Annotated in this window: 30 protein-coding genes; 19 read left to right on the top strand and 11 right to left on the bottom strand. The window is 76.0% G+C overall.

Annotation, left to right across the window (positions count from 1 at the left end):
* Positions 1-39: 39 nt before the first annotated feature.
* The 4 genes from C8D89_RS15135 (at position 40) to C8D89_RS15120 (ending at position 3,923) form a co-directional block, all read left to right on the top strand.
* Positions 40-333, top strand: a complete 294-nt coding sequence (locus C8D89_RS15135) for a hypothetical protein (RefSeq protein WP_116708950.1) — start codon at positions 40-42, stop codon at positions 331-333.
* Positions 334-669: 336 nt separating this feature from the next.
* Positions 670-1,704, top strand: a complete 1,035-nt coding sequence (locus tag C8D89_RS15130; protein WP_116708949.1) for a C40 family peptidase — start codon at positions 670-672, stop codon at positions 1,702-1,704.
* 140 nt (positions 1,705-1,844) lie between these two features.
* The gene (locus tag C8D89_RS15125; RefSeq protein WP_207787236.1) at positions 1,845-2,732 is read left to right on the top strand and encodes an alpha/beta fold hydrolase; all 888 of its coding nucleotides are present in this window, start codon (positions 1,845-1,847) and stop codon (positions 2,730-2,732) included.
* A 45-nt stretch (positions 2,733-2,777) separates the two neighbouring features.
* Entirely contained in the window at positions 2,778-3,923 is a 1,146-nt protein-coding gene (locus C8D89_RS15120) for a glycosyltransferase family 4 protein (protein ID WP_116708948.1), read from the top strand.
* A gap of 54 nt (positions 3,924-3,977) precedes the next feature.
* Here C8D89_RS15120 and C8D89_RS15115 read toward each other — a convergent pair whose 3' ends face one another.
* On the bottom strand, positions 3,978-5,771 hold the full coding sequence (locus C8D89_RS15115; protein ID WP_116708947.1) for an AMP-dependent synthetase/ligase: 1,794 nt from the start codon (positions 5,769-5,771) through the stop codon (positions 3,978-3,980).
* Between the two features lie 148 nt (positions 5,772-5,919).
* Here C8D89_RS15115 and C8D89_RS15110 point away from each other — a divergent pair, with 148 nt between their 5' ends.
* The 5 genes from C8D89_RS15110 (at position 5,920) to C8D89_RS15090 (ending at position 9,917) form a co-directional block, all read left to right on the top strand.
* On the top strand, positions 5,920-6,330 hold the full coding sequence (locus C8D89_RS15110; protein WP_116708946.1) for a polyketide cyclase / dehydrase and lipid transport: 411 nt from the start codon (positions 5,920-5,922) through the stop codon (positions 6,328-6,330).
* 85 nt (positions 6,331-6,415) lie between these two features.
* Complete coding sequence (locus C8D89_RS15105; RefSeq protein WP_116708945.1) at positions 6,416-6,844, top strand: SRPBCC family protein; 429 nt, start codon at positions 6,416-6,418, stop codon at positions 6,842-6,844.
* Positions 6,845-8,077, top strand: a complete 1,233-nt coding sequence (locus tag C8D89_RS15100) for an ArsA family ATPase (protein ID WP_116708944.1) — start codon at positions 6,845-6,847, stop codon at positions 8,075-8,077. It begins immediately after the preceding gene.
* Positions 8,074-8,982 carry a hypothetical protein gene (locus C8D89_RS15095; RefSeq protein WP_116708943.1) on the top strand — a complete coding sequence of 303 codons (909 nt, stop codon included), beginning with the start codon at positions 8,074-8,076 and terminating at the stop codon, positions 8,980-8,982. Before C8D89_RS15100 ends, C8D89_RS15095 begins: the two co-directional genes overlap by 4 nt.
* Positions 8,976-9,917 carry an ROK family protein gene (locus C8D89_RS15090; RefSeq protein ID WP_116708942.1) on the top strand — a complete coding sequence of 314 codons (942 nt, stop codon included), beginning with the start codon at positions 8,976-8,978 and terminating at the stop codon, positions 9,915-9,917. The genes C8D89_RS15095 and C8D89_RS15090 overlap by 7 nt, the downstream gene beginning before the upstream one ends.
* Before the next feature lie 16 nt (positions 9,918-9,933).
* On the opposite strand, the gene C8D89_RS15085 is transcribed toward C8D89_RS15090, so the two are convergent.
* Both C8D89_RS15085 and C8D89_RS15080 read right to left on the bottom strand, forming a co-directional pair.
* The gene (locus C8D89_RS15085) at positions 9,934-10,611 is read right to left on the bottom strand and encodes a hypothetical protein (RefSeq protein ID WP_116708941.1); all 678 of its coding nucleotides are present in this window, start codon (positions 10,609-10,611) and stop codon (positions 9,934-9,936) included.
* Entirely contained in the window at positions 10,608-11,420 is an 813-nt protein-coding gene (locus C8D89_RS15080) for an alpha/beta hydrolase (RefSeq protein ID WP_116709107.1), read from the bottom strand. The genes C8D89_RS15085 and C8D89_RS15080 overlap by 4 nt, the downstream gene beginning before the upstream one ends.
* A 177-nt stretch (positions 11,421-11,597) precedes the next feature.
* Between C8D89_RS15080 and C8D89_RS29240 the strand changes: the two genes are divergently transcribed.
* The 4 genes from C8D89_RS29240 (at position 11,598) to C8D89_RS15065 (ending at position 14,733) form a co-directional block, all read left to right on the top strand.
* Positions 11,598-11,750, top strand: a complete 153-nt coding sequence (locus C8D89_RS29240) for a hypothetical protein (RefSeq protein WP_165825715.1) — start codon at positions 11,598-11,600, stop codon at positions 11,748-11,750.
* Between the two features lie 281 nt (positions 11,751-12,031).
* The gene (locus C8D89_RS15075) at positions 12,032-12,724 is read left to right on the top strand and encodes a lysophospholipid acyltransferase family protein (protein ID WP_116708940.1); all 693 of its coding nucleotides are present in this window, start codon (positions 12,032-12,034) and stop codon (positions 12,722-12,724) included.
* Between the two features lie 26 nt (positions 12,725-12,750).
* A complete protein-coding gene (locus tag C8D89_RS15070) occupies positions 12,751-13,269 on the top strand; it encodes a polyadenylate-specific 3'-exoribonuclease AS (RefSeq protein WP_116708939.1) in 519 nt (172 codons plus the stop codon).
* A gap of 60 nt (positions 13,270-13,329) precedes the next feature.
* Positions 13,330-14,733, top strand: coding sequence for a class II 3-deoxy-7-phosphoheptulonate synthase (locus tag C8D89_RS15065; RefSeq protein WP_116708938.1), 1,404 nt, complete (start codon positions 13,330-13,332; stop codon positions 14,731-14,733).
* A gap of 26 nt (positions 14,734-14,759) precedes the next feature.
* On the opposite strand, the gene C8D89_RS29770 is transcribed toward C8D89_RS15065, so the two are convergent.
* Complete coding sequence (locus C8D89_RS29770) at positions 14,760-16,025, bottom strand: protein kinase domain-containing protein (RefSeq protein ID WP_207787235.1); 1,266 nt, start codon at positions 16,023-16,025, stop codon at positions 14,760-14,762.
* Between the two features lie 93 nt (positions 16,026-16,118).
* Between C8D89_RS29770 and C8D89_RS15055 the strand changes: the two genes are divergently transcribed.
* The 3 genes from C8D89_RS15055 to C8D89_RS15050 are packed head-to-tail and all read left to right on the top strand — an operon-like array spanning position 16,119 to position 17,181.
* On the top strand, positions 16,119-16,631 hold the full coding sequence (locus tag C8D89_RS15055) for an alpha/beta fold hydrolase (RefSeq protein ID WP_207787234.1): 513 nt from the start codon (positions 16,119-16,121) through the stop codon (positions 16,629-16,631).
* The gene (locus C8D89_RS29765; RefSeq protein WP_207787233.1) at positions 16,628-16,816 is read left to right on the top strand and encodes an alpha/beta fold hydrolase; all 189 of its coding nucleotides are present in this window, start codon (positions 16,628-16,630) and stop codon (positions 16,814-16,816) included. The genes C8D89_RS15055 and C8D89_RS29765 overlap by 4 nt, the downstream gene beginning before the upstream one ends.
* Positions 16,817-16,821: 5 nt before the next feature.
* Positions 16,822-17,181, top strand: a complete 360-nt coding sequence (locus C8D89_RS15050; protein ID WP_116709106.1) for an Rv2175c family DNA-binding protein — start codon at positions 16,822-16,824, stop codon at positions 17,179-17,181.
* On the opposite strand, the gene C8D89_RS15045 is transcribed toward C8D89_RS15050, so the two are convergent.
* The 4 genes from C8D89_RS15045 to C8D89_RS15030 are packed head-to-tail and all read right to left on the bottom strand — an operon-like array spanning position 17,150 to position 21,188.
* A complete protein-coding gene (locus tag C8D89_RS15045; protein ID WP_133251919.1) occupies positions 17,150-17,527 on the bottom strand; it encodes a hypothetical protein in 378 nt (125 codons plus the stop codon). The genes C8D89_RS15050 and C8D89_RS15045 overlap by 32 nt on opposite strands.
* Positions 17,524-18,480 (bottom strand): phytoene/squalene synthase family protein, encoded by a 957-nt coding sequence (locus C8D89_RS15040; protein WP_116708936.1) that lies wholly within the window; start codon positions 18,478-18,480, stop codon positions 17,524-17,526. The genes C8D89_RS15045 and C8D89_RS15040 overlap by 4 nt, the downstream gene beginning before the upstream one ends.
* A gap of 4 nt (positions 18,481-18,484) precedes the next feature.
* Positions 18,485-19,984, bottom strand: a complete 1,500-nt coding sequence (crtI, locus tag C8D89_RS15035; RefSeq protein WP_116708935.1) for a phytoene desaturase family protein — start codon at positions 19,982-19,984, stop codon at positions 18,485-18,487.
* A 25-nt stretch (positions 19,985-20,009) separates the two neighbouring features.
* Positions 20,010-21,188 carry a polyprenyl synthetase family protein gene (locus C8D89_RS15030; protein WP_116708934.1) on the bottom strand — a complete coding sequence of 393 codons (1,179 nt, stop codon included), beginning with the start codon at positions 21,186-21,188 and terminating at the stop codon, positions 20,010-20,012.
* A gap of 132 nt (positions 21,189-21,320) precedes the next feature.
* Here C8D89_RS15030 and metF point away from each other — a divergent pair, with 132 nt between their 5' ends.
* The gene (gene metF / locus C8D89_RS15025; protein ID WP_116708933.1) at positions 21,321-22,208 is read left to right on the top strand and encodes a methylenetetrahydrofolate reductase [NAD(P)H]; all 888 of its coding nucleotides are present in this window, start codon (positions 21,321-21,323) and stop codon (positions 22,206-22,208) included.
* A gap of 29 nt (positions 22,209-22,237) precedes the next feature.
* Here metF and C8D89_RS15020 read toward each other — a convergent pair whose 3' ends face one another.
* Together C8D89_RS15020 and C8D89_RS15015 are read right to left on the bottom strand one after the other, a co-directional pair.
* Positions 22,238-22,975: an LppM family (lipo)protein gene (locus C8D89_RS15020; protein WP_243418119.1), complete on the bottom strand. Its 738-nt coding sequence runs from the start codon at positions 22,973-22,975 to the stop codon at positions 22,238-22,240.
* A gap of 46 nt (positions 22,976-23,021) precedes the next feature.
* Entirely contained in the window at positions 23,022-23,657 is a 636-nt protein-coding gene (locus C8D89_RS15015; protein ID WP_207787232.1) for a GNAT family N-acetyltransferase, read from the bottom strand.
* A 282-nt stretch (positions 23,658-23,939) separates the two neighbouring features.
* Between C8D89_RS15015 and C8D89_RS15010 the strand changes: the two genes are divergently transcribed.
* Positions 23,940-24,233 (top strand): hypothetical protein, encoded by a 294-nt coding sequence (locus tag C8D89_RS15010; protein WP_243418118.1) that lies wholly within the window; start codon positions 23,940-23,942, stop codon positions 24,231-24,233.
* 34 nt (positions 24,234-24,267) lie between these two features.
* Positions 24,268-24,819 carry an SAV_6107 family HEPN domain-containing protein gene (locus C8D89_RS15005; RefSeq protein ID WP_243418117.1) on the top strand — a complete coding sequence of 184 codons (552 nt, stop codon included), beginning with the start codon at positions 24,268-24,270 and terminating at the stop codon, positions 24,817-24,819.
* Positions 24,820-24,841: 22 nt separating this feature from the next.
* Here the strand turns inward: C8D89_RS15005 and C8D89_RS15000 are convergent, their stop codons facing one another.
* Complete coding sequence (locus tag C8D89_RS15000) at positions 24,842-25,681, bottom strand: ParA family protein (RefSeq protein WP_116708931.1); 840 nt, start codon at positions 25,679-25,681, stop codon at positions 24,842-24,844.
* Between the last annotated feature and the right edge of the window lie 71 nt (positions 25,682-25,752).

Below are 25,752 nucleotides of genomic sequence, written 5' to 3'. Positions count from 1 at the left end.
GACCCCGGACCCGCCGGGGACCGAGGCCGGGAGGCCGACGTGCTCATCGATTGCGACACCTGTGCCGTCCGCGACGTGGCCTGTCACGACTGCGTGGTCGGGGTGCTGCTCGGCACGCCCACCGTGCCCGCGGCGAGCGCCGCCGGGCCCTCCGACGCCGCGCCCGGCGGCCCGCTGCCGCTGGACTTCGGCCCCGTCGAGCAGCGGGCGCTCGAGGTGCTGGCCGACCACGGGCTGATCCCCCGGCTGCGCCTCGTGCTGCCGGCGCCGGCGGCGCCACCACCGGCCCGCGACGGCCGCGCCGCGCCGCGCCGGGCCCGGGACGTGGGGTGAGCGCGCGGCTTGTTTCCCGGGGCGGACCGTCCGCCGCCCGGGCGCCCACCGTTCGGCGCCGTCGGTGCGAGCGTCCGCCAGGGGCTCGGCTACAGTGTCGCCGCCCACCTACTGCCGGGTACGGCGTGGTGGATCCCGGATGGAGGCCGTCGGGGGCCGACGCGTCCGGTCCGGGCACGGGCCACGAGGGCCGGTCCCCGGTCCGGAGGGTCGGCTGTGCCGCGCAGCGCAGAGAGGACCCGACGAGGCCGTGGCGTCCCCCCGTCCCGCGGTTGGCACCACCCCGCACGCCAGCGAGGCCGGTTCTCGCCCCCCCCCGGGCTCCCGCACCGTCCCGTGGCCCGTCCCCCGGGGGCCCTCGTCGCCTCGCTGGTGGCGGCCCTCGTCGCCGGGCTGCTCGCGGCCGGTGCCGCACCCGCCACGGCCGACCCCATCGTCCCGCCCGGCGCCTCCGACGCCGTCACGGCCCTCGCCCAGGCCAACGCCCGCGCGGCCGATGCCACGGAGGCGTCGCTGGACGCGGCCGAGCAGCTCGAGGTCCGGCAAGGGGAGGCCGACCGCACCCGTCGGGAGGCCGACGACGCCCGGGTGGTCGCCGACGCCGCCCGCGCGGAGCGCGACCGCGCTTTCGTCGACGTCGATCAGGTCTCCCGAGCGGCGTATCAGGGGGGCCAGCTCGACGCGCTGGGCGCGCTGCTGGGCAGCGAGTCCCCGCAGGCCTACCTCGACCGCACCGCGCTGCTCGACAGCATCTCCGAGGACAACCGGGCGATCGTCCAGCGCTTCCTCGACGCGACCGCGGCGGCCGAGGGCTCCGAGCGCGACGCCGCGGCCCGCGCCCTCGACGCCGAACGCTCGGCCTCCGACGCGCAGCGCACCGCCGACGACGCCGCCCGCCGTAAGGTCGACGCCGACCGCGAGGTGGCCGCGGCGGAGCGCGCGCTCGCCGAGGCGTCGCCGGACACGCTGGCCGCGCTGCGCAGTGGCGGCACGACGGCCTATCCCACCGACATCCCGGGCGTCGGCATCGCGATGGACGCGTTGCGGGTGGCGCTCACCCAGCAGGGCAAGCCGTACGTCTGGGGTGCCACCGGCCCCAGCACGTACGACTGCTCGGGCCTCGTGCAATGGGCGTACCGGCAGGTGGGCGTGGGGTTGCCGCGGGTGTCCCGGCAGCAGGCGCTGGTGGGTGTCCCCGTCGCTCCCCAGGACGCGCAGCCCGGCGACCTGATCTTCTTCAACAGCCCGGTCAGCCACGTCGGCTTCTACGTCGGTGGTGGCAAGTTCCTGGAGGCGCCGCAGTCCGGCGACGTGGTGAAGGTGTCGAACGTGCGCAGCAATGTCACCGGGGTCCGGCGGATCGTCCTCTAGACGGGTCGCGCCCCTGGGCGTCCCGAGCGCTCGTTGACACCGTCGTCGCGCGCACCAGACGATCCGTCGTGGGCCCGCCGTGGCCTCAGTGGTCGGCGACGGGATCGTGGCCGCCGACCGACTCCTCCAGGAGGCAGCCCGTGGGCGTCGCCCAGACCCTCTCCGTGCCCCACCTCGGCGGTTCGAGCATCGGGTACGCCCTCGGCGGAGGGTACGACGCGTCGCGGCCGACGCTCGTCATGGTCAATTCCTTCAGTACGTCGGTGGAGCTGTACCGGCCGCAGTTCGCCGACGAGGAGCTGCTCTCGACCGCCAACCTGCTCGCGGTCGAGCCCTACGGCCACGGTCGCACGCGCGCCGGGTACGAGGACTTCACCTACTGGGACAGCGCCGTCGCCGCGCTCGAGGTCCTCCGCGCCCTCGACATCCCGCAGGCCTTCGTGCTCGGCACGTCGCAGGGCGGCTGGGTCGCGGTCCGGATGGCCCTGCTCGCGCCCGGCGTCGTCCGCGGTGTCATACCGCTGGGCACGTCGATGGACTCCGAGAGCCCGCGCAGCCGGGAGCTCGGGTGCTGGGACGGCGTGGCCTTCTGCACCCCGGCCATCGACGCGCTGGCAGAGCCCGTCGACGACGACTGGGTGATCCCCACGGATCTGGTCGACGCGGTGCTCGAGGCCGGGTTCGACGCGGACGTCGACGCGGAGACGCGAGCGTTCTGGCATTCGACGCACCAGCAGAACTACCGCGGCGACGCCGGGCGGCGCCGGCTGAGGACGAGTTCGATCAACCTGCGCGACCGCGACGGCCTGCACGGCCGGCTGGACGGCGTGCGGTGCCCGGTGCTGTGGCTCCAGGGCACCGCGGACGAGGTGTACTCGGTGGCGAACGCCGAGGACGAGATCCCACGGTTCGTCAACGCTCCGCAGGCCGAGCTTCGCGTGGTCGACGGCGGGCAGCACTTCCTGAGCGCGTCGCACCCCCGCGACGTCGACGCGGCCACCGTGGAGTTCCTCCGACGCTGGGCGTGACGCCCGTGCCGGGGACCCGGCGGCGCGCGTGCGAGGCTCGCGCCCGTGCCGCGCACGCTGCTGGTCACCAACGACTTCCCGCCCCGGCCCGGCGGCATCCAGTCCTATCTGCACGCGCTCGCCACGCACCTGCCCGCCGACGAGCTCGTCGTGCTCGCCTCCACCTGGGCACGCTCGCCCGAGGCCCGGGAGGCGTGCCGACGCTTCGACGCCGCGCAGCCGTTCGAGGTCCACCGCCTGCCGACGACGATGATGCTGCCCACGCCGGTCGCGACGCGCCGAGCGGCCGAGCTGGTGCGCGCGCACGGGATCCACACCACCTGGTTCGGGGCGGCCGCGCCGCTGGGTCTCATGGCGCCGGCCCTGCGCCGCGCGGGCGCCGCACGGGTGCTCGCGAGCACGCACGGTCACGAGGTGGGGTGGTCGATGTTGCCGGGTAGCCGCCAGCTGCTCCGGCGGATCGGGCGCGGCAGCGACGTCGTGACGACGGTGAGCCGGTACACCCGCGGGCGGATCGCGCCGGCGCTCGGCCCGGACGTCGCCCTCGAGCCGTTGCCGTCGGGCATCGACACCGCGCGCTTCCGTCCCGACGCGGGTGCGCGCGAGGAGATCCGGCGCCGCCACGGGCTGGGGGAGCGACCGCTGGTGGTGTGCGTGTCGCGGCTGGTGCGTCGCAAGGGCCAGGACGTGCTGATCGCCGCGCTCCCGCGGCTGCGCTCGGCGGTGGCCGGCGCGGCGCTCGTGGTCGCCGGCGACGGACCCGATCGCGATCGGCTGCGCCGCCTCGCCAAGGCCCACGGCGTCGCCGACCACGTCGTGTTCACCGGGCCGATGACCCCCGACGAGGTGCCGGCCCACCACGCCGCCGGTGACGTGTCGGCGCTGCCCTGTCGCACGCTCGGCGGGGGCCTCGATGTCGAGGGGCTCGGGATCGTCCTGCTCGAGGCCCAGGCGACCGGCGTGCCCGTCATCGCGGGGCGGTCGGGTGGCGCGCCCGAGACCATCCGACCGGGGGAGACCGGCCGCCTCGTCGACGGCCGCGACCCCACCGACGTCGCCGACACCCTCGCCGACCTCCTCGCCGACCCCGACTCCGCCCGTGCGATGGGCGCGGTCGGGCGTCGGTGGATGCGCGCCGACTGGACCTGGGAGGCCCGCGCCGCCCGCCTCCGCGCCCTCGCCCGCGCGTGAACGGGGACTTCGAACGCATAGAAGCAGCGAACAGCGCGTTCGCTGCCACGGACGTCAGCGCTCGTAGACCGCCTCGATGTCGGCGGCGCGCTTCTCGGCGATGACGTTGCGCTTGAGCTTCATGGTCGGGGTGAGCTCGCCGCTCTCCTCGGTGAAGTCGCTGGCGAGGATGCGCCACTGCCGGATGGCCTCGGCGCGGGAGACCGCCTTGTTGGCCTCCTCGATGGCGCCGGCGATCTCGGCCTGGAGGTCCGGGTCCTCGGCGAGGGCGGACGCGTCGGCGCCCTCCTTGCCCTGCTCGGAGCTCCAGCCGGGCAGCGCCTCGGCGTCGAGGGTGATCAGCGCCCCGACGTAGGGCCGGTTGTCGCCGACCACGAGGGCCTGGCTGACCAGCCGGTGGGCGCGGACGCGGTCCTCGAGCACGGCGGGGGCGACGTTCTTGCCGCCCGCGGTGACGATCAGCTCCTTCTTGCGCCCGGTGATCGAGAGGTAGCCGTCGTCGTCGAGGTCGCCGAGGTCGCCGGTGTGGAACCAGCCGTCGACGATCGCCGAGGCCGTGGCGTCGGGGTTGTTCCAGTAGCCGCGGAACACCACGTCGCCCTTGGCGAGGATCTCGCCGTCCTCGGCGATGGCGATGGTGACGCCGGGGATCGGCTTCCCGACCGTGCCGACCTTGACCGCTCGGTTGGGGTTGGCGGTGATCGCCGCGCTGGTCTCGGTGAGCCCGTAGCCCTCGTGGATCGGCACGCCGATGCCGCGGAAGAAGTGCCCGATGCGCGCGCCGAGCGCCGAGCCGCCGGACACCGCGCCCTGGCACTGCCCGCCGAGCGCTGCGCGCAGGCGGCTGTAGACCAGCTTGTCGAACAGGGCGTGGCGCAGCCGCAGCGCGATGCCCGGGCCGCCGTGGTCGAGCGCCTTGCTGTAGTCGACGGCCGTGGCCTCGGCCATGTCGAAGATCCGGCCCTTGCCCTCGTTGTGGGCCTTGACCTTCGCGCCGTTGTAGACCTTCTCGAACACGCGCGGCACCGACAGCAGGAAGTCGGGCTTGAAGCGCGGCAGCTCGGTGGTCAGCTTCTTGGTGTCCGCGAAGTGCCCGATCGTGTAGCGGTACTCCATCGCGGCGCACTGGATGACGCGGGCGAAGATGTGCGCGAGCGGCAGGAACAACAGCGTGGCGTTGCCGGGCTGCATGAGGTCGGAGAACGTGTCGGCGACCGCGCGCACCTCGAAGAGCAGGTTGCGGTGGGTGATCTCGCAGCCCTTGGGTCGCCCGGTCGTGCCCGACGTGTAGATCAGGGTCGCGAGGTGGTCGGCGTGCACGCCCTTCCGGCGCTCCTCGAGCGTCGCGTCGTCCACCCCCGCCCCGCCGTCGCGCAGCGCCGCCACGGCCCCGTCGGCGCCGTCGATCTGCCAGACGTGCTGCAGGTCGGGCAGCTTCTCGCGCAGCGACTCGACGATCTCGCGGTGCGCGTCGTCCTCGACGATGACGCCCCGCGCGCCGGAGTCGGACAGGCACCACTCGACCTGGTCGGACGACGAGGTCTCGTAGATCGGCAGGGTGACCGCGCCGGCGGCCCAGAGCGCGTAGTCGAGCAACGTCCACTCGTAGCGCGTCTTCGAGATCAGCCCGACCCGGTCGCCCGGCTGGAGTCCCGCGGCGATGAAGCCCTTGGCCGCCGCGGCGACCTCGTCGCGGAAGGTCGCGAACGTGACGTCCTGCCAGTCGTCGCCCACCAGGCGGCGGTAGGCGACGTCACCGCCGTGCGCGTCGGCGTTGGCCCAGGGGGCGGCGGTGAGGTTGTCGTCGTCGGCCACCTTCGCGACCGCCGGCTCCGCGTACTGCTTCATCTCTCTCCACTCCTGCCCCGGGCGCCTCGCTGCGTTCCGGCGTGACCTTAGTCGCGTCCCGCGCGGGTCCACTACCTCCAAGTAGCCGGACGAATCGGTCAACCGGCCGGACGCGTGTCCGCGGGGGAGAGCCTGTCACGCTGGGTGTGTGGCGGCGGTGGACGTGGTGGACGAGACCTTCCTCGCGGTGCCCCCCGAGCGGCTGGCCCGGGAGTTCGCGGACCCGGCGCGGTGGCGCCGCCTCTGGCCGGACCTCGACCTGCGGGTGTTCGCCGATCGCGGACCCCAGGGCGTGCGGTGGAGCGTGGTGGGTGACGCCTGGCGCGGGAGCATGGAGGTGTGGCTGGAGGCCGTCGGGGACGGCACGGTGCTGCACTGGTTCCTGCGTGTCGACCCGGTCGGCGCCCCGCTCGGGCGGCGGGCGGCGACCCGCGAGGCCCAACGACGCCAGCGGGCGGCCAAGGTCCTCGCGTTCGCGCTCAAGGACCGGCTGGAGGCGGGCCGCCCGCCGGGCGTGCCGCCGGCGCACCCCGACGAGGGCCCGATCACGTTCGCGTGACCTGCTGAGGGCGTCGTCACGCCGCACGGGGCCGGGCGCACCGCGCGTGCCGCCCGGCACCGCCCCGGCGGTAGCCTCTGCCGCCATGGCCGACGAGTCGACCCAATCCATCACGATCGCGGCGCCGGCGTCCGACGTGCTCGGGGTCATCGCCGACTTCGAGCGCTACCCCGAGTGGGCGGACGCGATCACCTCGGCCAGCGTGCTGACCCACGACGACGAGGGCCGCCCCGAGCAGGTCCGGTTCTCCCTCGACGCTGGGCCGATCAAGGACACCTACGTGCTGGCCTACGACTGGGTGGACGACGGCGTCACGTGGGACCTCGTCTCCGGGCAGATGCAGCGCTCCCAGCGCGGCCGGTACCGCCTGTCGGAGGACGGCAGCGCCACCGAGGTCACCTATACGCTCTCGGTGGACCTCGCAGTGCCCCTGCCGGGCCTCCTCAAGCGCCGGGCCGAGAAGCGGATCATGGATCAAGCGCTGACGGGACTGAAGCGGCGCGTGGAGGGCTGAGTGCGGGTCCTGCTGTTCACGGGCAAGGGCGGCGTCGGCAAGACGACCGCGGCGGCGGCGACGGCGGTCGCGCTCGCCCGCGGCGGGCGCAAGGTGCTCGTCCTGTCGGCCGATCCCGCCCACTCGCTCGGTGACGCGTTCGCCGCCCGCCTCGACGGCACGCCGGTGGAGGTGGCGCCGCGCGCGTATCCCGGGCTGTTCGCCGCCCACATCGACACCCGCGCGCTCGTCGACGACGCGTGGGAGCCGCTGCGCGCCCAGCTGCGCACGCTGCTCGCAGGCGCCGGCGTCGACGAGATGGTCGCCGACGAGCTGACCGTCCTGCCCGGCGTGGAGGAGCTGCTCGCCCTCGAGGACGTGCGCCGCGCGACCGTCGACGGCCCCTGGGAGGTCGTCGTCGTCGACTGCGGGCCCACCGCCGAGACCCTGCGCCTGCTGGCCCTGCCCGAGGCGCTCGGCTCCTACCTCGAGCGGCTGTTCCCGGCCCACCGCCGCGCCGTGCGGGGGGTCCTCGCGGGCCTCGCCGGCAGCAGCGCGACGGTCGCGAAGTGGGACACCGCCGCGGCGTCGCTCTCGCGCCTGGCCGAGCAGCTCGCCGGCCTGCGCGACCTGCTCGCCGACCACCGCACCACGACGATCCGCCTCGTGCTCACCCCTGAGCGCGTCGTGGCGGCCGAGACCCGCCGCACGCTGACCGCGCTGGCTCTGCACGGCCTGCACGTCGACGGCATCGTCGCCAACCGCCTGGTGCCCGACGCCGGCCATGGTCGCGGCCCCGCTGCGTCGTGGGTGCGGGCTCGACGTGAGGAGCAGGAGGCGGTGCTCGCCGAGCTGTCGGGCGTCGGCGGCGACGTCCCGGTGCGTCGCGTGCCGCACGAGGCCGGCGAGCCGGTGGGCGTCGAGGCGCTGGCCGAGCTGGCCGAGGTCATCTACGGGGGTGACGACCCGCTCGACGGACCGGTCGGGCGCGCCCTGGTCGCGGTGCGGCGCACCGGCGGCGTCGGCACGGCGCCGGACAGCGAGTTCGTGCTCGACCTGCACGTCGTCGGCATCGGCGACGCGGCGGTGGACCTCGCGCGGATCGGCGACGAGCTCGCCGTCACCGTCGACGGCCGGCGCCGCGCGGTCGCGCTGCCCCCGGTCCTGCGCCGTTGCGAGGTGACGGGTGCCGATCTGGAGGAGGACGTGCTGTCCGTCGTCTTCCGCCCCGATCCCGCCGTGTGGATGCGGTGAGCGGGCCGCAGGGGGGCGGGTCGAGCGACGCCGCCGGGGACGCCGGTCGCGCCGCGCAGGAGCGGCTGACCGAGGAGGCGCGCGCCACGGCGTCCGCGCTGCTGGACTGGCTGGGCACGCGGGTGGACCGTGCCCCCGGCGCGCCGGGTCCTCGCCCCGCTCAGAGCGCCGGGCCGTGCACGTGGTGTCCGCTCTGCGCGCTCGTCGCCGCCCTGCGCGGGGAGCAGCCCGAGCTGACCGCCCGCCTCGCCGAGCACGCCTCGGGCGTCATGGCGCTGCTGCGGCTCATGGTCCAGGCCCACCAGGACCCGGGCCACGCGCACCACACTCCGACGTCCACGGCCCACCCCACGCCGCCGCCGGGCGGCGATCCCGGGCCCCCGCCGGGCTGGCCGCCCGAGTGGGGCGCGTGGGACGGCTGGGGCACGGGGCCGCCCGCCACACAGGCCGCGGCGCGCGAGGAGCCGCAGGACGCCGCCGCGCCCCGGGACGAGCACGCGGTCCCGACGGACGACGCGCCCACCGCCGACGCCACCGCCGACGCCACTTCCGACGCCACTTCCGACGCCACCGGCGCGCCCGGCGCCGACGCCACCGCCGAGCCGCCCGGACCGCCGTCCGCGGGTGGGCGGCGCCGGCCACCGGTCCGGCGGGCCTCGCCCCGCTCCGCCGCCTTCCGCGGGCTGGGCGTCCCCGGCACGGACGGGACGACGGAGGTCCCGCCGACGGGCGCGCCGCCCGATCCCGCCCCGGAAGCCCCGCGAGCGGCGCGGCCGGCGCGGGGTGCCCGCGTCGCGCCCCCCGCGTCCGGCGGCACCGCGCGCCCCTCGGTGCAGCGGATCGCGATCCGCCGCCCACCCCGACGGGACGGCGCCGAGGGCCCCGACAGCGGCGCCTCGTGCTGACCGTCGGCGTCGACGTCGGCGGGACCTCCGTGCGCGCCGGGGTGGTGGACGGCGAGGGCACGGTCCTCGCCGAGGCGTCGGCTCCCACCGCGGACGACCCGGACGCGCTCGACGACGCGGTCGCCGGGCTCGTCGGCCGGCTCGGCGCCGGCCACCCGGTGGCGGCGGTGGGGCTGGCGGTCGCCGGCTTCGTCGACCCCGACCGGCGCACCGTCGCCTTCGGCGCGCACCTGCCGTGGCGCGACGACCCGGTCGCCGACCGGCTCGCCGCACGCCTCGGGCTGCCCGTGGTCCTCGAGCACGACGCCAACGCCGCGGGTCTCGCCGAGCACCGGGTGGGCGCGGCCGCCGGGGCGTCGGTGGCGGTGCTCGTGGCGCTGGGTACCGGGATCGGGGCGGCGCTGCTCCTCGACGGCACCGTGTTCCGCGGTGCCCACGGCGTCGCCCCGGAGCTCGGGCACCTCACCGTCGTCCGTGACGGCCGGCCCTGCCCGTGCGGCAAGCGCGGCTGTCTCGAGCGCTACTGCAGCGGCACCGCGCTCGGCCGCTCGGCGGAGGAGCTGGTCAACGCCACCGACGACTTCTCCCTGTTGCGCGCCCCGTGGGAGCGCGCCCAGCCGATCACCGGCCGCGACGTCGCCCGGGCCGCCGAGCAGGGCGACGAGCTCGCGTGCCGGGTGGTCGACGAGTTCGCCGACTGGCTGGGCCAGGCGCTGGCCCTGGTCGCCGACGTGTTCGATCCCGATGTCGTCGTCGTGGGCGGCGAGGTGTCCGCGTCGGCCGACCTCTACCTCGAGCGTGCCCGCCGGCGGTACGTCGAGGACGTCACCGGCGGGCGACACCGACGCCTGGCCGCCGTGCACCCGGCGATGCTCGGAGGCCGCGCCGGCATGGTCGGCGCGGCGATCGACGCGCGGGAACGCGGGTGGAGCTAGCCGGAGCCAGCCGGGGTTAGAGGACGGCGCCGTCGTCCGAGCCGTGCGTGCCCTCGTCGCGGCCGCGGCGCAGCCCGAACACGAGCCAGCCGAGGCCGGCGGTCATGGCCAGCAGGCCCGGGACGATGCCGAGACCCACCGGGCCGCCCAGCAGCCCGGGCACGGCGAGCAGCACGACACCGATCACGAGCATGCCGAGCCCGAGCATGCTGCTCAGACCCAGGCGCGGCAGCGGCGGCGGCTCGGGCGGCACGAAGTGCTCGTCCTCGGGCGGCGGGGTCGGCCGCGCCGCCGGGGGCTTCGGGGGCACCGGCGGCGTGGGGCGCACCTCGCCCTGGGGCCGCGGGGCGGGCGGGGCCGGCGGGGCGGGCGACAGGTCGGTGCCCTGCGAGCCGAGCTCCGCGCCGCCGGGCGGCGTCGCGGTACCGAGGCCGGACGAGGGGCCGTCCTCGCGACGGACGTCGGGGTCGAACGGCTCGTCGGGCCAGCGCGGCGCCCCGGCCGCCGCCCAGTCGGCGACGATCGAGGCGAAGGCCGCGTCGATGTCGTCGGGCAGGCCGGGACGGCGGGAGTCGTCGGGCCCCGTCGGCTCCGATCCGCTCTGGGAGCGGGCCGTGTCGGGGCGCGCGGAGTCGGGACGGCCGCTGTCGGGGCCGGGGTCGGGTCGGGTGTCGTCCGGATCGGGCGGCGTCATGCGGGTGTCCCTGGGATGGAGCCGGCGGGGTCGGCGGGGTTGCCGGTGCGGGCGGCGTGCACACGGCGGACGAACGCCACGCTGTCGGCGAAGATCGTCGGGGCGTCGTTGTCGAGGGTGGCCACGTGGTGGCTGTCGGCGAGCACGACGTCGGTGACGTCGTCCGAGCCGATGCCGGAGAGCACGAGCTCGCTGCTCAGCGGCTCGACCACGTGGTCGCTGGGGGAGCGGAAGAGCAGCACCGGGCAGCGCACCCGGTCGAGCTCGGCCCGGACCAGCCGCCAGAGGGCCGTGAGCGAGACCGCCGCGCGGGTGGGCAGCCGGTCGTAGGCCAGCTCGGTGACCCCCGGCTTCTTGATGTCGTTGGCCACGCCGGGCACCCAGGGCACCAGCCACTGGATGTACGGCGCGACCGCGGCGTCGCGGCGCAGCGTCGTCACCGACGGGTTGACCAGCGCGATGCCGGCGAGGTCGTCGCCCCGCTCCTGGGCGAGGCGCAGCGTCAGGGTGCCGCCCATCGACTGGCCGAAGACGAAGACCGAGCGGTACTCGCCGCGCAGTTCGTCGACCGCGCGCTCGACGGTGGCGTACCAGTCGGGCCAGCGGGTGCGGTTGAGGTCCTGCCACCGGGTGCCGTGCCCCGGCAGCCGCGGCCCGCGGACTCCGATGCCGTGGGCGGCCAGGTGCTCCCCCCACGCCCGCATGCTCTGGGGCGTGCCCGTGAGTCCGTGGCTGAGCACCACGCCGATCTCCCGCGAGCCGTCGCCGGGGTCGGAGGCGAAGGGCTCGGCTCCGGGCATGACGGGCACGTGGTCCTCCGGATCGCGCACTCGGACGAAGGGGCGGGGAGCGGTGGGAGAACCCCATCGTGGCACGTCCCACACGGTCGGGTCACGCGGCGGGGGGCCCGGCGCGCCGGGCGGTCCGCACGCTGGTCCGGACGGGCGCGCGGCGGTCGCGGCGGGGTCCTCCCGTGGAGCCCCCGGGTGGGTGCAGGTGACACCATCACGGCGGCGCACCCGTGGTGCGCCTCGACGGCGCCGGGGGCCGCCCCCGGGGGCATGACGCCGACGCGGGCTCCAGGGCGTCGGGGCGGGCCGGTGCTGCTGCTGGTGCTGTGCGCGGCGCCGGGCGCGTGACACCTCGGTGACGACGTCCGCGCCTATCGCGGACTTCGTCACCGGAGGCCGGGGAGCCACGCCGGCAGCACACGCGCCCGAGCTCCGCGGGCGCGGCGAGGAGGTCGTGGCGGGGCAGGACCCCCCACACGGTTCTCGGCGCCTCGAGCACCGGGGGGTCCGCACCGGGCGGCGGGCGCGTACCACTGCTCGACGCCGCGCGGCGCGTCGAGGGGTCGTCGTCGCCCGACTCCGGGCCTACCCTGACCCCCCGGTCGAGGAGCACGGGACGGGAGCGCGCGGTGCTGTACTGGCTGATGAAGTGGGTGCTGCTCGGACCCCTCATGCGCGTGGCGTTCCGGCCGCGGGTCGAGGGAGCTCAGCACCTCCCGCGCCGCGGCGGGGCGCTGGTCGCGTCGAACCACCTGGCGGTGATCGACTCGTTCGTGCTGCCGCTGATGGTGCCGCGGCGGATGTCCTTTCCCGCCAAGGCCGAGTACTTCACCCAGCCCGGGGTGGTCGGCACGCTCAAGCGCTGGTTCTTCACGGGCATGGGCCAGATCCCGATCGAGCGGGGCAACGGGCGCGCCGCGCGGGCCGCGCTGGACACGGGGATCGGGGTGCTGCGCGAGGGCCGGCTGTTCGGCATCTACCCGGAGGGCACGCGCTCGCCCGACGGCCGTCTCTACAAGGGCCGGACCGGGGTGGCGCGCATGGCGCTCGAGGCGGGCGTGCCCGTCGTCCCCGTCGCGATGATCGACACGGACAAGGCCAACCCCGTGGGCTCCCGGTTCTGGCGGCCCCACCGGATCGGGATCCGCATCGGCGCCCCCCTCGACTTCTCCCGCTACCACGGCATCACCGACGACCGGCAGGTCGAGCGGGCGATCACCGACGAGGTCATGGACGCGATCCGGGTGCTCTCGGAGCAGGAGTACGTCGACGTCTACGCCAGCACCGCGAAGAAGGAGCAGGAGGCCCCGGAGGCGGCCTGACCTGCGCGTGACGCGACAATGGAGGCGTGGCCCGGTACTTCTACGACTGCGAGTTCATCGAGGACGGGACCACCATCGAGCTGGTGTCGCTCGGCGCGGTCGACGAGCAGGGCCGCGAGTTCTACGCGATCTCCACCCAGTTCGACCCGATGCGGGCCGGCCCGTGGGTGCGCCGCAACGTCCTCGACAAGCTGCCCCCGATGTCGGACCCGGCGTGGCGCAGCCGGCTGGCCATCCGCGAGGCGTTCTACGAGTTCGTCACCGCCGGCGAGGGCCCCGCCGAGCTGTGGGCCTGGTACGCCGCCTACGACCATGTCGCGATCGCCCAGCTGTGGGGAGCCATGCCGGACCTCCCGCGGGCGCTGCCGCGCTTCACCCGCGACCTGCGCCAGCGGTGGGAGGACGTGGGCCGCCCCGAGCTACCGACGCCGCCGGCCGACGCGCATGACGCGCTGGCCGACGCCCGCCACAACCTCGCCCGGTGGCGGGTCATCGACGCCCACTGGCGGCGTCTGCACGGTGGGGAGGACCCCACCGGGACGTGACGGGTCCGCCCCGCGAGGACGAGGGACGGCTCCCCGCACGCCGCCGTTAGGCTGGCCGGCGTGAACTGGTCCGTCGACCTGCCCGTGGACACCCTGCCCGGCCTGCCCCCGCTGTCCCCGCACCTGCGTGACCGCCTGGACGCCGCCCTCGCCCGTCCGGCGGCCCAGCAACCGGACTGGCCGGACCCGCAGGCGGTCGCCGACGTACGCACGGTCCTCGAGCACGTGCCGCCGATCACCGTCCCCGCCGAGGTCGACCGGCTGCAGTCCCAGCTCGCCGCCGTGGCCCGGGGCGAGGCGTTCCTGCTGCAGGGCGGCGACTGCGCCGAGACCTTCGCCGACAACACCGAGCCCCACCTGCGCGGCAACATCCGCACGCTGCTGCAGATGGCCGTGGTGCTGACCTACGGCGCGTCGCTGCCCGTGGTCAAGATCGGGCGCATCGCGGGGCAGTACGCCAAGCCGCGCTCGTCCCCGGTCGACGCGCTGGGGCTGCCGTCCTACCGCGGCGACATGGTCAACTCCCTGGCCGCGCACGCCGAGCGCCGCGTCCCCGACCCGGGCCGCATGATCCGCGCGTACGCCAACGCCGGCGCGGCCATGAACCTCGTCCGTGCGCTGACCTCGGGCGGCATGGCCGACCTGCACGAGGTGCACGACTGGAACCGCGAGTTCGTCCGCACCTCCGCCGCGGGCGAGCGCTACGAGGCCGTGGCCGCTGAGATCGACCGGGCGCTGCGCTTCATGAACGCCTGCGGCGTCACCGACCACTCGCTGCACTCCACCGAGATCTTCGCCAGCCACGAGGCCCTCGTGCTCGACTACGAGCGCGCCCTCCTGCGGCTGGACTCCCGGGTCGAGGCCACGAGCAGCGAGGACGCCCGGCTGTTCAGCCTCGGCGCGCACTTCCTGTGGATCGGCGAGCGCACCCGCGCCCTCGACGGCGCCCACATCGCCTTCGCCGAGCTGCTGGCCAACCCGATCGGGATCAAGATCGGGCCGGGCACCACGCCCGAGCAGGCCGTCGAGTACGTCGAGCGCCTCGACCCGCACGACCAGCCGGGCCGCCTGACGCTGATCTCCCGCATGGGCGCGGGCAAGGTCCGCGACGTGCTGCCCGCCATCGTCGAGAAGGTCACGGCGTCGGGCCACCAGGTGATCTGGCAGTGCGACCCGATGCACGGCAACACCGTCGAGGCGTCCACGGGCTACAAGACGCGCCACTTCGATCAGGTCGTGGACGAGGTGCAGGGCTTCTTCGAGGTCCACCAGCGCCTCGGCACCCACCCCGGCGGCATCCACGTCGAGCTCACGGGTGAGGACGTCACCGAGTGCCTCGGCGGCGCCCAGGACATCTCCGACACCGACCTCGCCGGTCGGTACGAGACGGCCTGCGACCCGCGCCTGAACACCCAGCAGTCGCTCGAGCTCGCCTTCCTCGTGGCGGAGATGCTGCGCGGGTAGGCGCGGGTCGGCGCAGGTAGGCGCGATCAGGGCAGGCCCAGCCCCCACCCCGCGGCGCCCGCGGCGACGGTCGCGGCGCTGACCAGCACCAACCAGGCCGCGAGCAGGCGCCGGGACCGGGCGCGGGCGCGCCGGCGTTCGATGGTCTCGATGGCCACGTCGACGTCGTCCACCGGCGCGTCGGGGCTGCGGCGGCCGCGGCGGCCCGTCCGGGCGGGCCCGTCGTCCTCGGGCTCGTCCTCGGGCTCGTCCTCCGCGAGGTCGTCGAGGTCCGCCTCTTCCTCGAGGTCCTCGTCGAGGTCGTCCCACGGCCCGCGGCGCGGCGGGTCGCCCGGCCCCTCGTCGAGGTCGAGCAGGCGCGTTCCGCGCAGCGGCCGGGATCCCGCGCTCCCGGCGCGTCGCCGCGGCGGCGGGACGGGGTGGAAGGGCAGGTCGGCGTCGATGCGCACGCCCCGCGCGGCGGCGAGGAAGGCGCCGGCGTCTGCGAGTCGCGCCTCGGGGTCACGGCTGGTCGCGGCCAGCACCAGCCGGTCGAGCGCGCGCGGGATGCCGCCGACCAGGGCCGAGGGCGGCGGCACGTCGGAGTGCACGTGGCGGCGCGCGACGGTGACGGCGTCCTCCCCGCCGTGGGGCGGGGCGCCGGTGAGCAGCTCGAACAGGACGACGCCCGCGGCGTAGAGGTCGCTGCGCGCGTCGGCCCGGCCCTCGGCGACCTGCTCGGGCGCCAGGTACGCCACGGTGCCGAGCACCATCTCCCCGTTTCCCTCGGGGTCGTCGGCACCGTCGGTCTCCCACGCCGCGGCGACCAGACCGAAGTCGGCGACCTTGACCGTTCCGTCCAGGCCGACGAGCACGTTCTCGGGCTTGACGTCGCGGTGGACCAGGCCGCGGTCGTGCGCGACCTGCAGCGCGGTGACCACCTGCTCGGCCACCGTCAACGCCGTCGCCGGGTGCAGCCGCCCCTCGTCGCGCAGCACGTCGCGCAGGGTCCCGCCCTCGACCAGCTCGAGGACGAGGAAGACGGTGCCGTCGGGGTCGCGCCCCTGGTCGTGGACGGCGACGACCCCGGGGTGGGCCAGGCGGGCCGCCGCCCGCGCCTCGCGCTCGAAGCGCCGCACGAAGGCCGGGTCGGCGGCGAGCGTGCGGTCGAGGATCTTGATCGCGACGGGCCGGTCGAGGCGCAGGTCGGAACCCCGGTGCACCACCGACATCCCGCCGCGCGCCAGCAGCCCGTCCACGCGGTAGCGGCCCTCGAGCACCGTCCCCGCGGGGTGGACGGTGGGTGCGGCCATGGCCCGATGCTACGAGGACCGCGGTGACCTGGGCGGATCCTCGCGCCCGACGCGCGGCACCCCGGACGGGTGAGGAGCTCTACGGTGGCGCCCGTGACGACGTGGCTGCTGCTGCCCGGAGCCGGTGGGGCGGGCTGGTACTGGCACCGGGTGATCGAGATCCTCGCCGCGCGCGGCGACGAGGCGATCGCCGTCGACCTGCCCGCGGAGGACCCGACCGCGGGCATCGAGCGCTACGCCGAGGTCGCCCTCGCCGCGCTGGGCGACCGGTCCGACCCCGTGGTGGTCGGCCAGTCGCTGGGCGGGTTCACCGCGGTGGAGGTGGCCCGGCGGAGGCCCGTGGAGCGGGTGGTCCTGGTCAACGCCATGATCCCGGCCGTCGGCGAGACGCCGGGACAGTGGTGGACGCGCTCAGGGCACCGGGAGGCCAAGGAGGCCGCCGTCCGCGCGGCGGGCCGGGAGGAGGCCGGCTTCGACCCGGCCACGAGTTCCTCCACGACGTCCCGCCGGAGGTCGTGGCCGCGGGCGCGGCGCACCAGCGCGACCAGTCCGACCGGCCCTTCACCGACGGCTGGTCGCTGCCGGCGTGGCCGGAGGTGCCCGTGACCGTGGTGGTCGGCCGCGACGACCGCTTCTTCCCCGCCGACTTCCAGGTCCGCCTGGCCCGCGGGCGCGCCGGCGTCGAGCCCGTCGTGCTGCCCGGCGGGCACCTCATCGCCCTCGCCCGGCCCGACGTGCTGGTGCGGGAGGGGCTGGACGCACCCGGAGGGACGCCCCCTCTGGCACAGTGACGCGCGTGACCGAGTCCATCGCCGCCGTCGTGGGCCACGACGTCGAGGTCGTCACGCTCGCCCAGGTCGCCGAGCGCCTCGGCGTGCCCCGCACGCGCGTCAGCCAGATGATCAAACAGGGGCAGCTGCTGGGGGTCCGGGAGGGCGACCGCTGGCTCGTGCCCGCCGCCTTCCTCGTCGCCGAGGGTGTGGTCAAGGGCCTGCCCGGCACCATCCAGGTGCTGCGCGACGGGGGCTACGCCGACGCGGAGATCCTGCGCTGGCTCTTCGCCGACGACGACTCGCTGCCCGGCACCCCGATCGACGCGCTGCGCTCCGACCGCGGGCGCGAGGTCAAGCGCCGGGCCCAGGCGATGGCCTTCTGAGCGGTCCCGGTAGCACGCCCTTCGCCGCGGCCCCCAGCACGCCGTGGGCCCGGAGGGCCCCCGCCAGCCGGGCGGCACGCCGCACGCCGAGCCGGCGCACGAGCGCCGCGGCCAGCGCCGGGCCGGTCCAGGCGCGGATGCGGTCGGCGCCGTCGGTGGGCACGATCTCCAGCAGCGTCGGCACGTCCCCGGCGACGCCGGCCTCGGCGCACCAGTCGCGCACCCGGTAGTCGGCCAGCGGCAGCACCTCGAGTTCCGGGCCCACCGACCCGACCGCCTGCGCGACCGTCGCGCCCACGGCCCGGCAGCGTCCGCAGGCGGCGTCGACGCCGAGGACGAGCGTCACGCCACGACGCGCCGGCGCCACCGGGTGCCGACGGCCCGTGCGAGGTGGGGCAGCGCCACGGCGGCGCGCCGGCCGTTGCCGACCGCGACCCGGCGGCGCAGCACGTCGTAGTCGGCGGCGACGATCTCGTCGAGGATGCCGCCGTAGAGCACGCGGGCGGTGCGCACGCAGGGCCGCGAGACGGGGTGGAGCAGGGCGATCCCCTGATCGGCGCGCCGGTAGACCGCCCGGGTGCGGGCCACGAGGTGGGCCAACGCCCGGCGCACGCGCGCGTCGGTGTGCCCGCGGGCGCGGCACCACGTGAGCAGGTCGCGGTCGACGCCGAACGCGGCGAGCTCGGCGTGCGGGAGGTAGACGCGGCCGCGGTCGAGGTCCTCGCCGACGTCGCGCAGGAAGTTGGTCACCTGGAACGCGACCCCGAGGTCGGCGGCGTAGGGCTCGGCCTCCTCGCGCGGACCGACCGTCCCGAGCACCGGGAGCACCTGCAGCCCGATGACCGCCGCCGAGCCGTGCACGTAGCGGGCGAGGTCGTCGAAGGTCGGGTAGTCGGTGACGGTGAGGTCCATGGCCATCGAGTCCATGAAGTCCTCGAGGTGGCGGTGCTCGATGCCGTGGCGCGCCACGGTGTCCGCCAGCGCCGCGACCACCGGTTCGCCCTCGGCCACCAGCGTCCGCGGGTCGGTGCCGTCGAGTCCGCGGCGCATGCGGGCGCGGACCTCCTCGAGCCGCGCGGCGACCGCGGTCGGCGAGGCGTCGGCGTCCGGGTCGTCGACGACGTCGTCGGCCATGCGCGCGAACCCGTAGAGGGCGTGGATCGCGGGCCGCTGGGCGGGCGCGAGCAGGCGCGTGGCCAGGAAGTAGGTGCGGCCGTGGGCGGCGTTGAGCGCGCGGCACGTCGTGTAGGCCTCGCGCAGGGCCGGGTCGGTGATGCCCGCGGCGTCGAGCTCGCTCACCGGCTCACCCCGTGATCCGCGCGGCGGCCAGCTTGCCCGAGACGAGGACGGTGGGGACGCCGACGCCCGGGGTCGTCCCGCACCCGGCGAGCACGACGTTGCCCTCGCCGCGCACGAGGTTGCCCGACCGGAACGGACCGGTCTGGGCGAACGTGTGCGCGGCGGAGAACGGGGTGCCCGCCGCCAGCCCGAGGTCGGACCAGTCGGCGGGGGAGATGGTGTGCTCGACGACCGGATCCCCGAGCTCGATGCCCCGCCCGGCGAGAACCCCGCCCAACTCCTCGCGGTAGCGGGGGCCGATGCGGTCCCAGTCGAAGGGCCCGACCTCGGTGTTCGGGCAGGGCGCGAGCACGCTCAGCAGCTCGTGGCCCTCCGGGGCCAGCGACGGGTCGGTCGCGGTCGGGTGCGTGACGAGCAGCGACGGGTCGGACATCAGCCTCCCCTCGGTGATGATCTCGTCGAACGTGCTCGCCCACGCGTCGCCGAACGAGATCGTATGGTGGCCCAACCCCGTCCCCGCGGGCACGCCCGCGTGCCAGACGAACGCCGAGGGCGACCAGCGCAGCGGCACCGCCCGCCGCGGCGTGCGCCCGAGCAGCGCGTGGGCGGCGGGGAGGTCGACGGACAGGACGACGGCGTCGGCGGCCAGGCGGTCGCCGTCGGCGCCCGGGTCGGCGGTGGGCACGGTGCGCACCGCGCGGACCCGCCCGGCCGAACGCTCGAGCCCGGTGACCGTGGTGCCGTAGCGGAACTCGGCGCCCGCGTCGGCGGCGGCGTCGGCGAGCGCCTGGGGCAGCGCCCGCACCCCGCCCACGGGGAACGTCACGCCCGCGATCGTGTCCATGTAGGCGATGACGGCGTACGCGGCGAGCGCCCGGGCCGGCGGCACGCCCGCGTACAGCGCCTGGAACGAGAAGATGCGGCGCAGGCGCTCGTCGGCGAGAAACCTCCCGATCCGCGGGCCGAGCCGCCCGAACCCGCCGAGGGTGGCCAACCGGGCGAGGTCGGGGGAGAGGACGTCGAGCGGGGAGTCGAAGTTGGCGTCGATGAACGTCGCCATCTGCACCCGGTAGAGCTCGGTGAGCCAGGCCCGCAGGCGCCGGTAGCCCTCCGCGTCGGCGGCCGAGACCTTCTCCCGGATCTCCTGCTCCATCGCGCCCGGGTCGGTGTGCACGTCGATGGCGCTGCCGTCGGCGAAGCGCGCGTGGTAGGCGGGGTGGAGATCGATCAGCTCGAGCCGGTCGCCGAGCTTCTCGCCGACCGCGGCGAGGGCCTCCTCGACCAGCTCGGGCATCGTGATGACCGTCGGGCCGGTGTCGAGGCGGAAGGTACCGCCCGCGCCGTCCAGGTCGAGGCGTCCCGCGCGGCCGCCCGGAGTGGGGTCGCGCTCGACGACCGTGACCCGGCGCCCGGCGCCGAGCAGGTGCAGCGCCGTGGCGAGCCCGGCGAGGCCGGCGCCGACGACGACGACGTGGTCGCTGGGGGACTGGACGGTGCGGGTCACGTCGGTCGGTGGCCTCTCGCGGGGGTCAGCGGGCTCGCCGGGTGGCCGCGACGGCCAGGTCGGCGAGCCGCTCGGGGGCGGGCGCGGTCAGAGCGGGGGCGTCGGGGCCGCGCACCGCGTCGAGCGCGGACGCGGTCAGCTCGGCGATCCGGCGCTCGACGTCGTCGACGACCCCGAGGGCGACCAGCGCCTCCCGGGCCGCGTCGACCCCGGCCGCGTCGAGGTCGGGGTCGCCGACCGCGCGCTCGACGACGGCGGCGGTGCGGTGGTCGGGGTGGGCGCGGGACAGGGCGACGAGGAGGGTCAGCTTACCCTCGCGCAGATCGTCGCCCGCGGGCTTGCCGGTGACGGCCGGGTCGCCGAACACGCCGAGCACGTCGTCGCGCAGCTGGAAGGCGATGCCGAGGTCGGTGCCGTAACGGCGCAGCGCGCTGATCGTGGCGTCGTCGGCGTCGGCGAGCGCGGCCCCGAGGTGCAGGGGACGCTCGACGGTGTACGCCGCCGTCTTGTAGCGGCTGATCCGCAGCGCCGTCTCGGGGCGGGAGTCCGACGACGCGTGGCCCTGGACGTCGAGGAACTGGCCCCCGAGGACCTCCGTGCGCATCGCGCGCCACACGGGACGGGCGCGGGCCAGCGCGGCGGCGTCGAGGCCGGACTCGTGGAGCATGTCGTCCGCCCAGGCCAGCGCCACGTCGCCCAGCAGGATCGCCACCGCGGCACCGAAGCGCGTCGGGTCGCCGGCCCAGGAGGCGTCGGTGTGCCGGGACGCCCACCGCGCGTGCACGGTCGGCTCACCGCGACGGGTGGCCGAGTCGTCGATGAGGTCGTCGTGGACGAGCGCGCAGCCCTGGATCAGCTCCAGCGCGCTCACCGCCCGGAGCACCGACGCGGGGGCCTCGAACCCTCCGGCGGCCCGCCAGCCCCACCACGCGAACGTCGGGCGCAGGCGCTTGCCGCCCGCGAGGACGAAGCGTGTGAGGTCGTCGACGGCGCCGGCGAACTCCTCGGCCACGTCGAGGCAACCGCGCCGGCGCCCGGCGAGGTAGTCGGCGAGATCCGCGTGGACGGCCGCCGGCAGGTCGTGCTCCAGGGCGGCGACGGTCTCGAAGGTGCCGTCCTCGCTGGTCAGGACGTCCTGCTCGGCGTCGCCGAACGGGTCGCGGGGACCGGCGTCCGCCGTCGTCGAGGCTCCGCCGACCGTCATGCGCGTTCATCCCTCCGGACGGGTGCCGTGCCCGGAAGGAGAGCGTAGGGCCGCTCGGCGTACCCGGCTGATCGGGCGGTCCCGGTCACATCGGACCTCCGGACGGACGCCCCGTCACCGTAGGGTCGCCGGATGGCTACTGTGACGGAGCGCATCCAGCGCGGGGTGCCCACGTTCTCTGTGGAGTTCTTCCCTCCCAAGAACGACGAGGGCGAGGCCACCCTGTGGCGGACCATCCGCGACCTCGAGCCACTCGACCCGGCCTTCGTCTCGGTCACCTACGGCGCCGGCGGCTCGAGCCGGGACCGCACGATCCGGACGACCGGGCGCATCGCCACCGACACCACCCTCACGGCGATGGCCCACCTCACGGCGGTGGACGCCTCGCTGGAGGACCTCCGCCAGGTGATCGGGTCCTACCTGGCGGCGGGCATCAGCAACGTCCTCGCGATCCGGGGTGACCCCCCCGGCGACAAGGACGCGGACTGGGTGCCGCACCCCGCGGGCCTGAGCTACACCGAGGAGCTCGTGCACATGGTGCGCCGGCTCGGTGACTTCTGCGTCGGCGTGGCCGCCTTCCCGTACCTGCACCCGCGGTCGGTCGACGAGGACACCGACACCCGCTACTTCATCCAAAAGGTGAAGGCGGGCGCCGAGTTCGCGATCACCCAGATGTTCTACGACGCCGACCAGTTCCTGCGGATGCGCGACCGCATCGCCGCGGCGGGCTGCGAGATCCCGATCATGCCGGGGCTCATGCCCGTCACCACCCCGAGGTCGGCCGAGCGCGGCGCCGACTTCTCGGGCGCGCCGCTGCCGGCGGCGATGCTCGAGAGGCTCGAGCCGCTGGCCGAGGACGCGACGGGCTACCGCGAGGCCGGCATCGACCTCTGCGTCGAGCTGTCGCAGCGGATGTTCGACGAGGGCGTCGAGAACATCCACTACATCAGCATGAACCGCTCGCCCGCCGTCGTGGACGTCGTCCAGCGCCTCGGCATCGCGGCGCGCCCCGGGAGCTGAGCCGCGTGCCCCGCCGCTGACCGTGCGCGTCAGCGGCGGGCGCGCGTGCGGGGCTCCGTGCGGGACGCCGCGGCCAGGAGGAAGACGATCGCGGCCGCCACGCCGACGACGAGCAGCAGGAGCAGCGACCAGGCGATCCACGACGGGGCGTTGGGGTCGGGGTACTCGACGACGGCGTTGACGTCGGTGACGGTGCCGGGCTGGAACGTCCAGGTGATGACGCCCTGGGCCGCGGTGCCGTCGGTCTGCCGGATCGTGCCCGGGAACGCCATCTTGAGCTGCACGTCGGAGCTCTCGGGGGCGACGCGCGTCAGGTCGACCTGGCCGCTGACGACCACGCGGTCGCCCGCGCGGCGCATCTGCACTCGGATCGCCTGCGTGCTCGTGGGGCTGATGGACGGCAGCACGCGCGTGACCTCGTCGAACGACAGGTCCTCGAAGCTCACCCGCGAGCCGATGTAGCCGTCCTGCTCGTACCGCTCGACGCTGACGTCGCCGCTGAGGTCGTCGGGCACCTGCAGCGGCGGGCCCTGCCCGGCCGGCGCGCCGTCCGGGGTCGCGATGTCGACCACGCCGGAGACCCGGTCGTCCGGGGAGACGGCCATGCCGGCGCGCACCCGGACGCAGCCCGTGCCCAGCAGGCCCACCAGGGCCAGCATCACGGCCAGGAGCACGAGGTGCCGACGGCGTCCCGGCCGCTCCGGTCGCCCCGGTCCTCGCGGGGTGTCGGCGGCCTCGATCGGGGCGGGACGGGGGATCGCGGGCACCCGCGCATGGTGCCAGGCGCCCCCGACGGCGGTGGCCGGGCGCCGGTCAGGTGCGGCCCCACGGCACGGCGCCCCCGCGGGCCGGGGCCGGGACCGGGGTGTGCGGCGGGTCGAGCGGGAGCTCGCGGCCGAGGACGGCGAAGGGCCGCGGGTCGCTGGTGAAACGGTGGTGGCGCAGGAGGTCGCGGAAGCCCAGGCGCCGATACAGCGACCAGGCGCGTGTCGGGTGCTCGGCCTCCGGGGTCGAGAGCAGGACGTGGCGGTCAGTGGGGCGGGTCAGCAGCCGCCGCGCGAGGGCCTCGCCGATGCCGTCGCCCTGGACGTCCGGGCGCACGTGCAGCTCGGTGAGCTCGAAGTAGTCCTCGAGCACGGTCCCCGCCAGCTCGCGGCCGTGGTCGCCGGCCGCGAGCAGACCACGGCGCACCTCCTCGAACCACCACTGGCCGCGCGCGCCCGGGTAGCCGTAGGCGATGCCCCACAGCGACCGGTCGGGGCCGAACGCGCCGACCGCGTGCCAGCCCGCGCGCCGCGAGTGCTCCACCCACATCGGGCGGCGCTGCCGCACCGTGCCCGCCGGGTAGCCCATCGCGCGGACGTAGACGGTCAGCGCCTCGTCGAGCCGCACCGCGAGGTCCTCGGGCGTCAGGTCGACGACGGAGGCGCGGGCGGGCGCGGCGGTCACACGCTCATCACACCACGTCGCGCCGAGCGGTCCACCCGGCTCCGCCCGCCCGCCGGTGTGGTCCTCCGGTGGGTTCCTCGCGTGTCCGTCCCGGACCGACTTGACGGCCCCGCGGCGAGCGGGTTCACTGGTCCGCATCGAACACCTGTTCGATGGCCCGGGCGGCGGGACGGGGGAAGCGTCCCGCCGCCCGGGCACGCCGCCGGCTCCCCACGGTGGCAGGCATCCGCTCGGCCCGGGCCACGGGTCGAGGAGCACGAGCCCGCCCGTGGAGGACGCATCGTGGTGCGCAGTCCCTCGCCGGTCCAGGTCCGCTGCGCGGACGGGGACCCCGTCGAGTTCCATCGCCGGCCCAACCGGCGTGACAGTCACTACCTGGTCACCGAGGTGCGCGAGCGCTGGATCGAGGAGTCCCGGTGGCCGTTCCTGTCGGCCATGCCGGTGGGGGGCGACCGCTGCCGCTGCTGGCGTGTCCTCGCGCGCCGGTCCGACGAGCCACACCTGCCGCCGGGCGAGTTCGTCCTGCGCATGCGCTCGGGGCCCGGCGTGTGGGACCTGCGCTGGGCCGGCGCCTGACCCCGCCCGACACGCGAACCCGAGGAGATCTCCCGTGACCAGCGCCCTCGCCATGCCCGGCCTGTTCGACACCACGCCGACCGACCCGTCCGACGCCGACCCCGGCCGCGGGTCCTCCGCCGCGCGGCCCGCGGTGCCCGCCGCCCGGACGCGGTCGGCCACGCGCGGGGCCACCGCGCGTGCAGCCGGACCCCCGGCCCCGCCCGCCCCGCCGCCCTCGCGCACGGTGGTGCAGCTGCTCGGTGCCGCCCGCGACGAGCTGCGGGCCGCGCAGGCCGAGGGCGACCCGGCCGAGCGTTTCCGCTCCGCGCACCTCGGGGCGCTGCGGGCGGCGGCGGCCGTGCTCGCGCTGCGCGCCCGCTCCAAGCGCTCGCCCCGCCCCACCGACGCGTGGACCCTGCTCGCGTCCGTGGCGCCCGAGTACGGCGAGTGGGCGGCGTTCTTCGCGGCGCACTCGGCGACACGGTCCGCAGTCGAGGCCGGAGTGCGGGGCAGGGTGTCCCAGCGCGACGCCGACGACATGGTCCGTCAGGCCGACCTGTTCCTCGCCCTGGTCACCCGGACGGTGGCGGGGCGGGGGCGCTGAGCCGTCGGGCGCGTCACGTGGGTCAGGCGTCGGGCACCTGGCGGGCCCGGGCGCGGTGCGAGCGGGCGGCGCGCGAGCGCACGATCCGCCCGAGCAGGGAGTCGAACTGGCCGGAGATCTCCCGGGCGCCCGGGGTGTCCCACCGCTGGATGGGCACGCCGGCGCCCTGGGCCTGCTGGATCGCGCTGCGGTCGGGCAGGACGCCGGAGAGCACGAGGGGGCCGAAGAGCTCCCGCAGCTCGCCGACCCGGAACTCGTGCTCGGCGGAGCGCGTGCGGTAGCGGTTGATGAGCACACCGAGGGGCTGCAGGTCGGGGTTGTGCTCGCGCTCGGCCTGCACCGCCTCGAAGGCCCGCTGCACGCCGGACACGGCGAAGATCGTCGGTTCGGTCACCAGCACGGCCCGGTCGACGGCCACCAGCGCCGAGCGGGTCAGCTGGCCGAGCGAGGGCGGGCAGTCGATCAGCACGAGGTCGTACTTCGCCAGGCCCGTCGCCGTCGCGGCCTCGTCGTCGCGGGGGAGGGCGGCCAGCAGGCGCGCGAGCCGACCCAGGCGCTGGGAGTTGGGGTCCGGGTGGTTGTGGCGCTCGACGTCCTCGGAGCCGACGAGGACGTCGACCTCCTCGCCCCAGGCGCTCTGGGCGATCGACGAGGCCAGGAGCGCCGCCGAGGGCCGCTCCATCGCCTGGGCGATCGTCGTCTCGGTGGGCCCCGGCTCCAGCGCGGTGGTCGCGTTGCCCTGCGGGTCGAGATCCACCACGAGCGTGCGCAGGCCGACCCGCAGGGCGGACCCGGCCAGGCCCAGCACGACGGTCGTCTTGCCGACCCCGCCCTTGAGGCTGAGGACCCCCGTGACGTGCACGGGGGGAACCTACCGGCCGGACGCGCAGCCCGCCGGAGCCGGACCAGTGAGTCGGTGCGCCCGCGCACCGC

Source organism: Actinomycetospora cinnamomea (genome assembly GCF_003096675.1).
GTDB lineage: Bacteria > Actinomycetota > Actinomycetes > Mycobacteriales > Pseudonocardiaceae > Actinomycetospora > Actinomycetospora cinnamomea.
The sequence above is the reverse complement of the archived record's forward strand: the minus strand, read 5'-3'. Positions and strand labels throughout refer to the sequence as shown.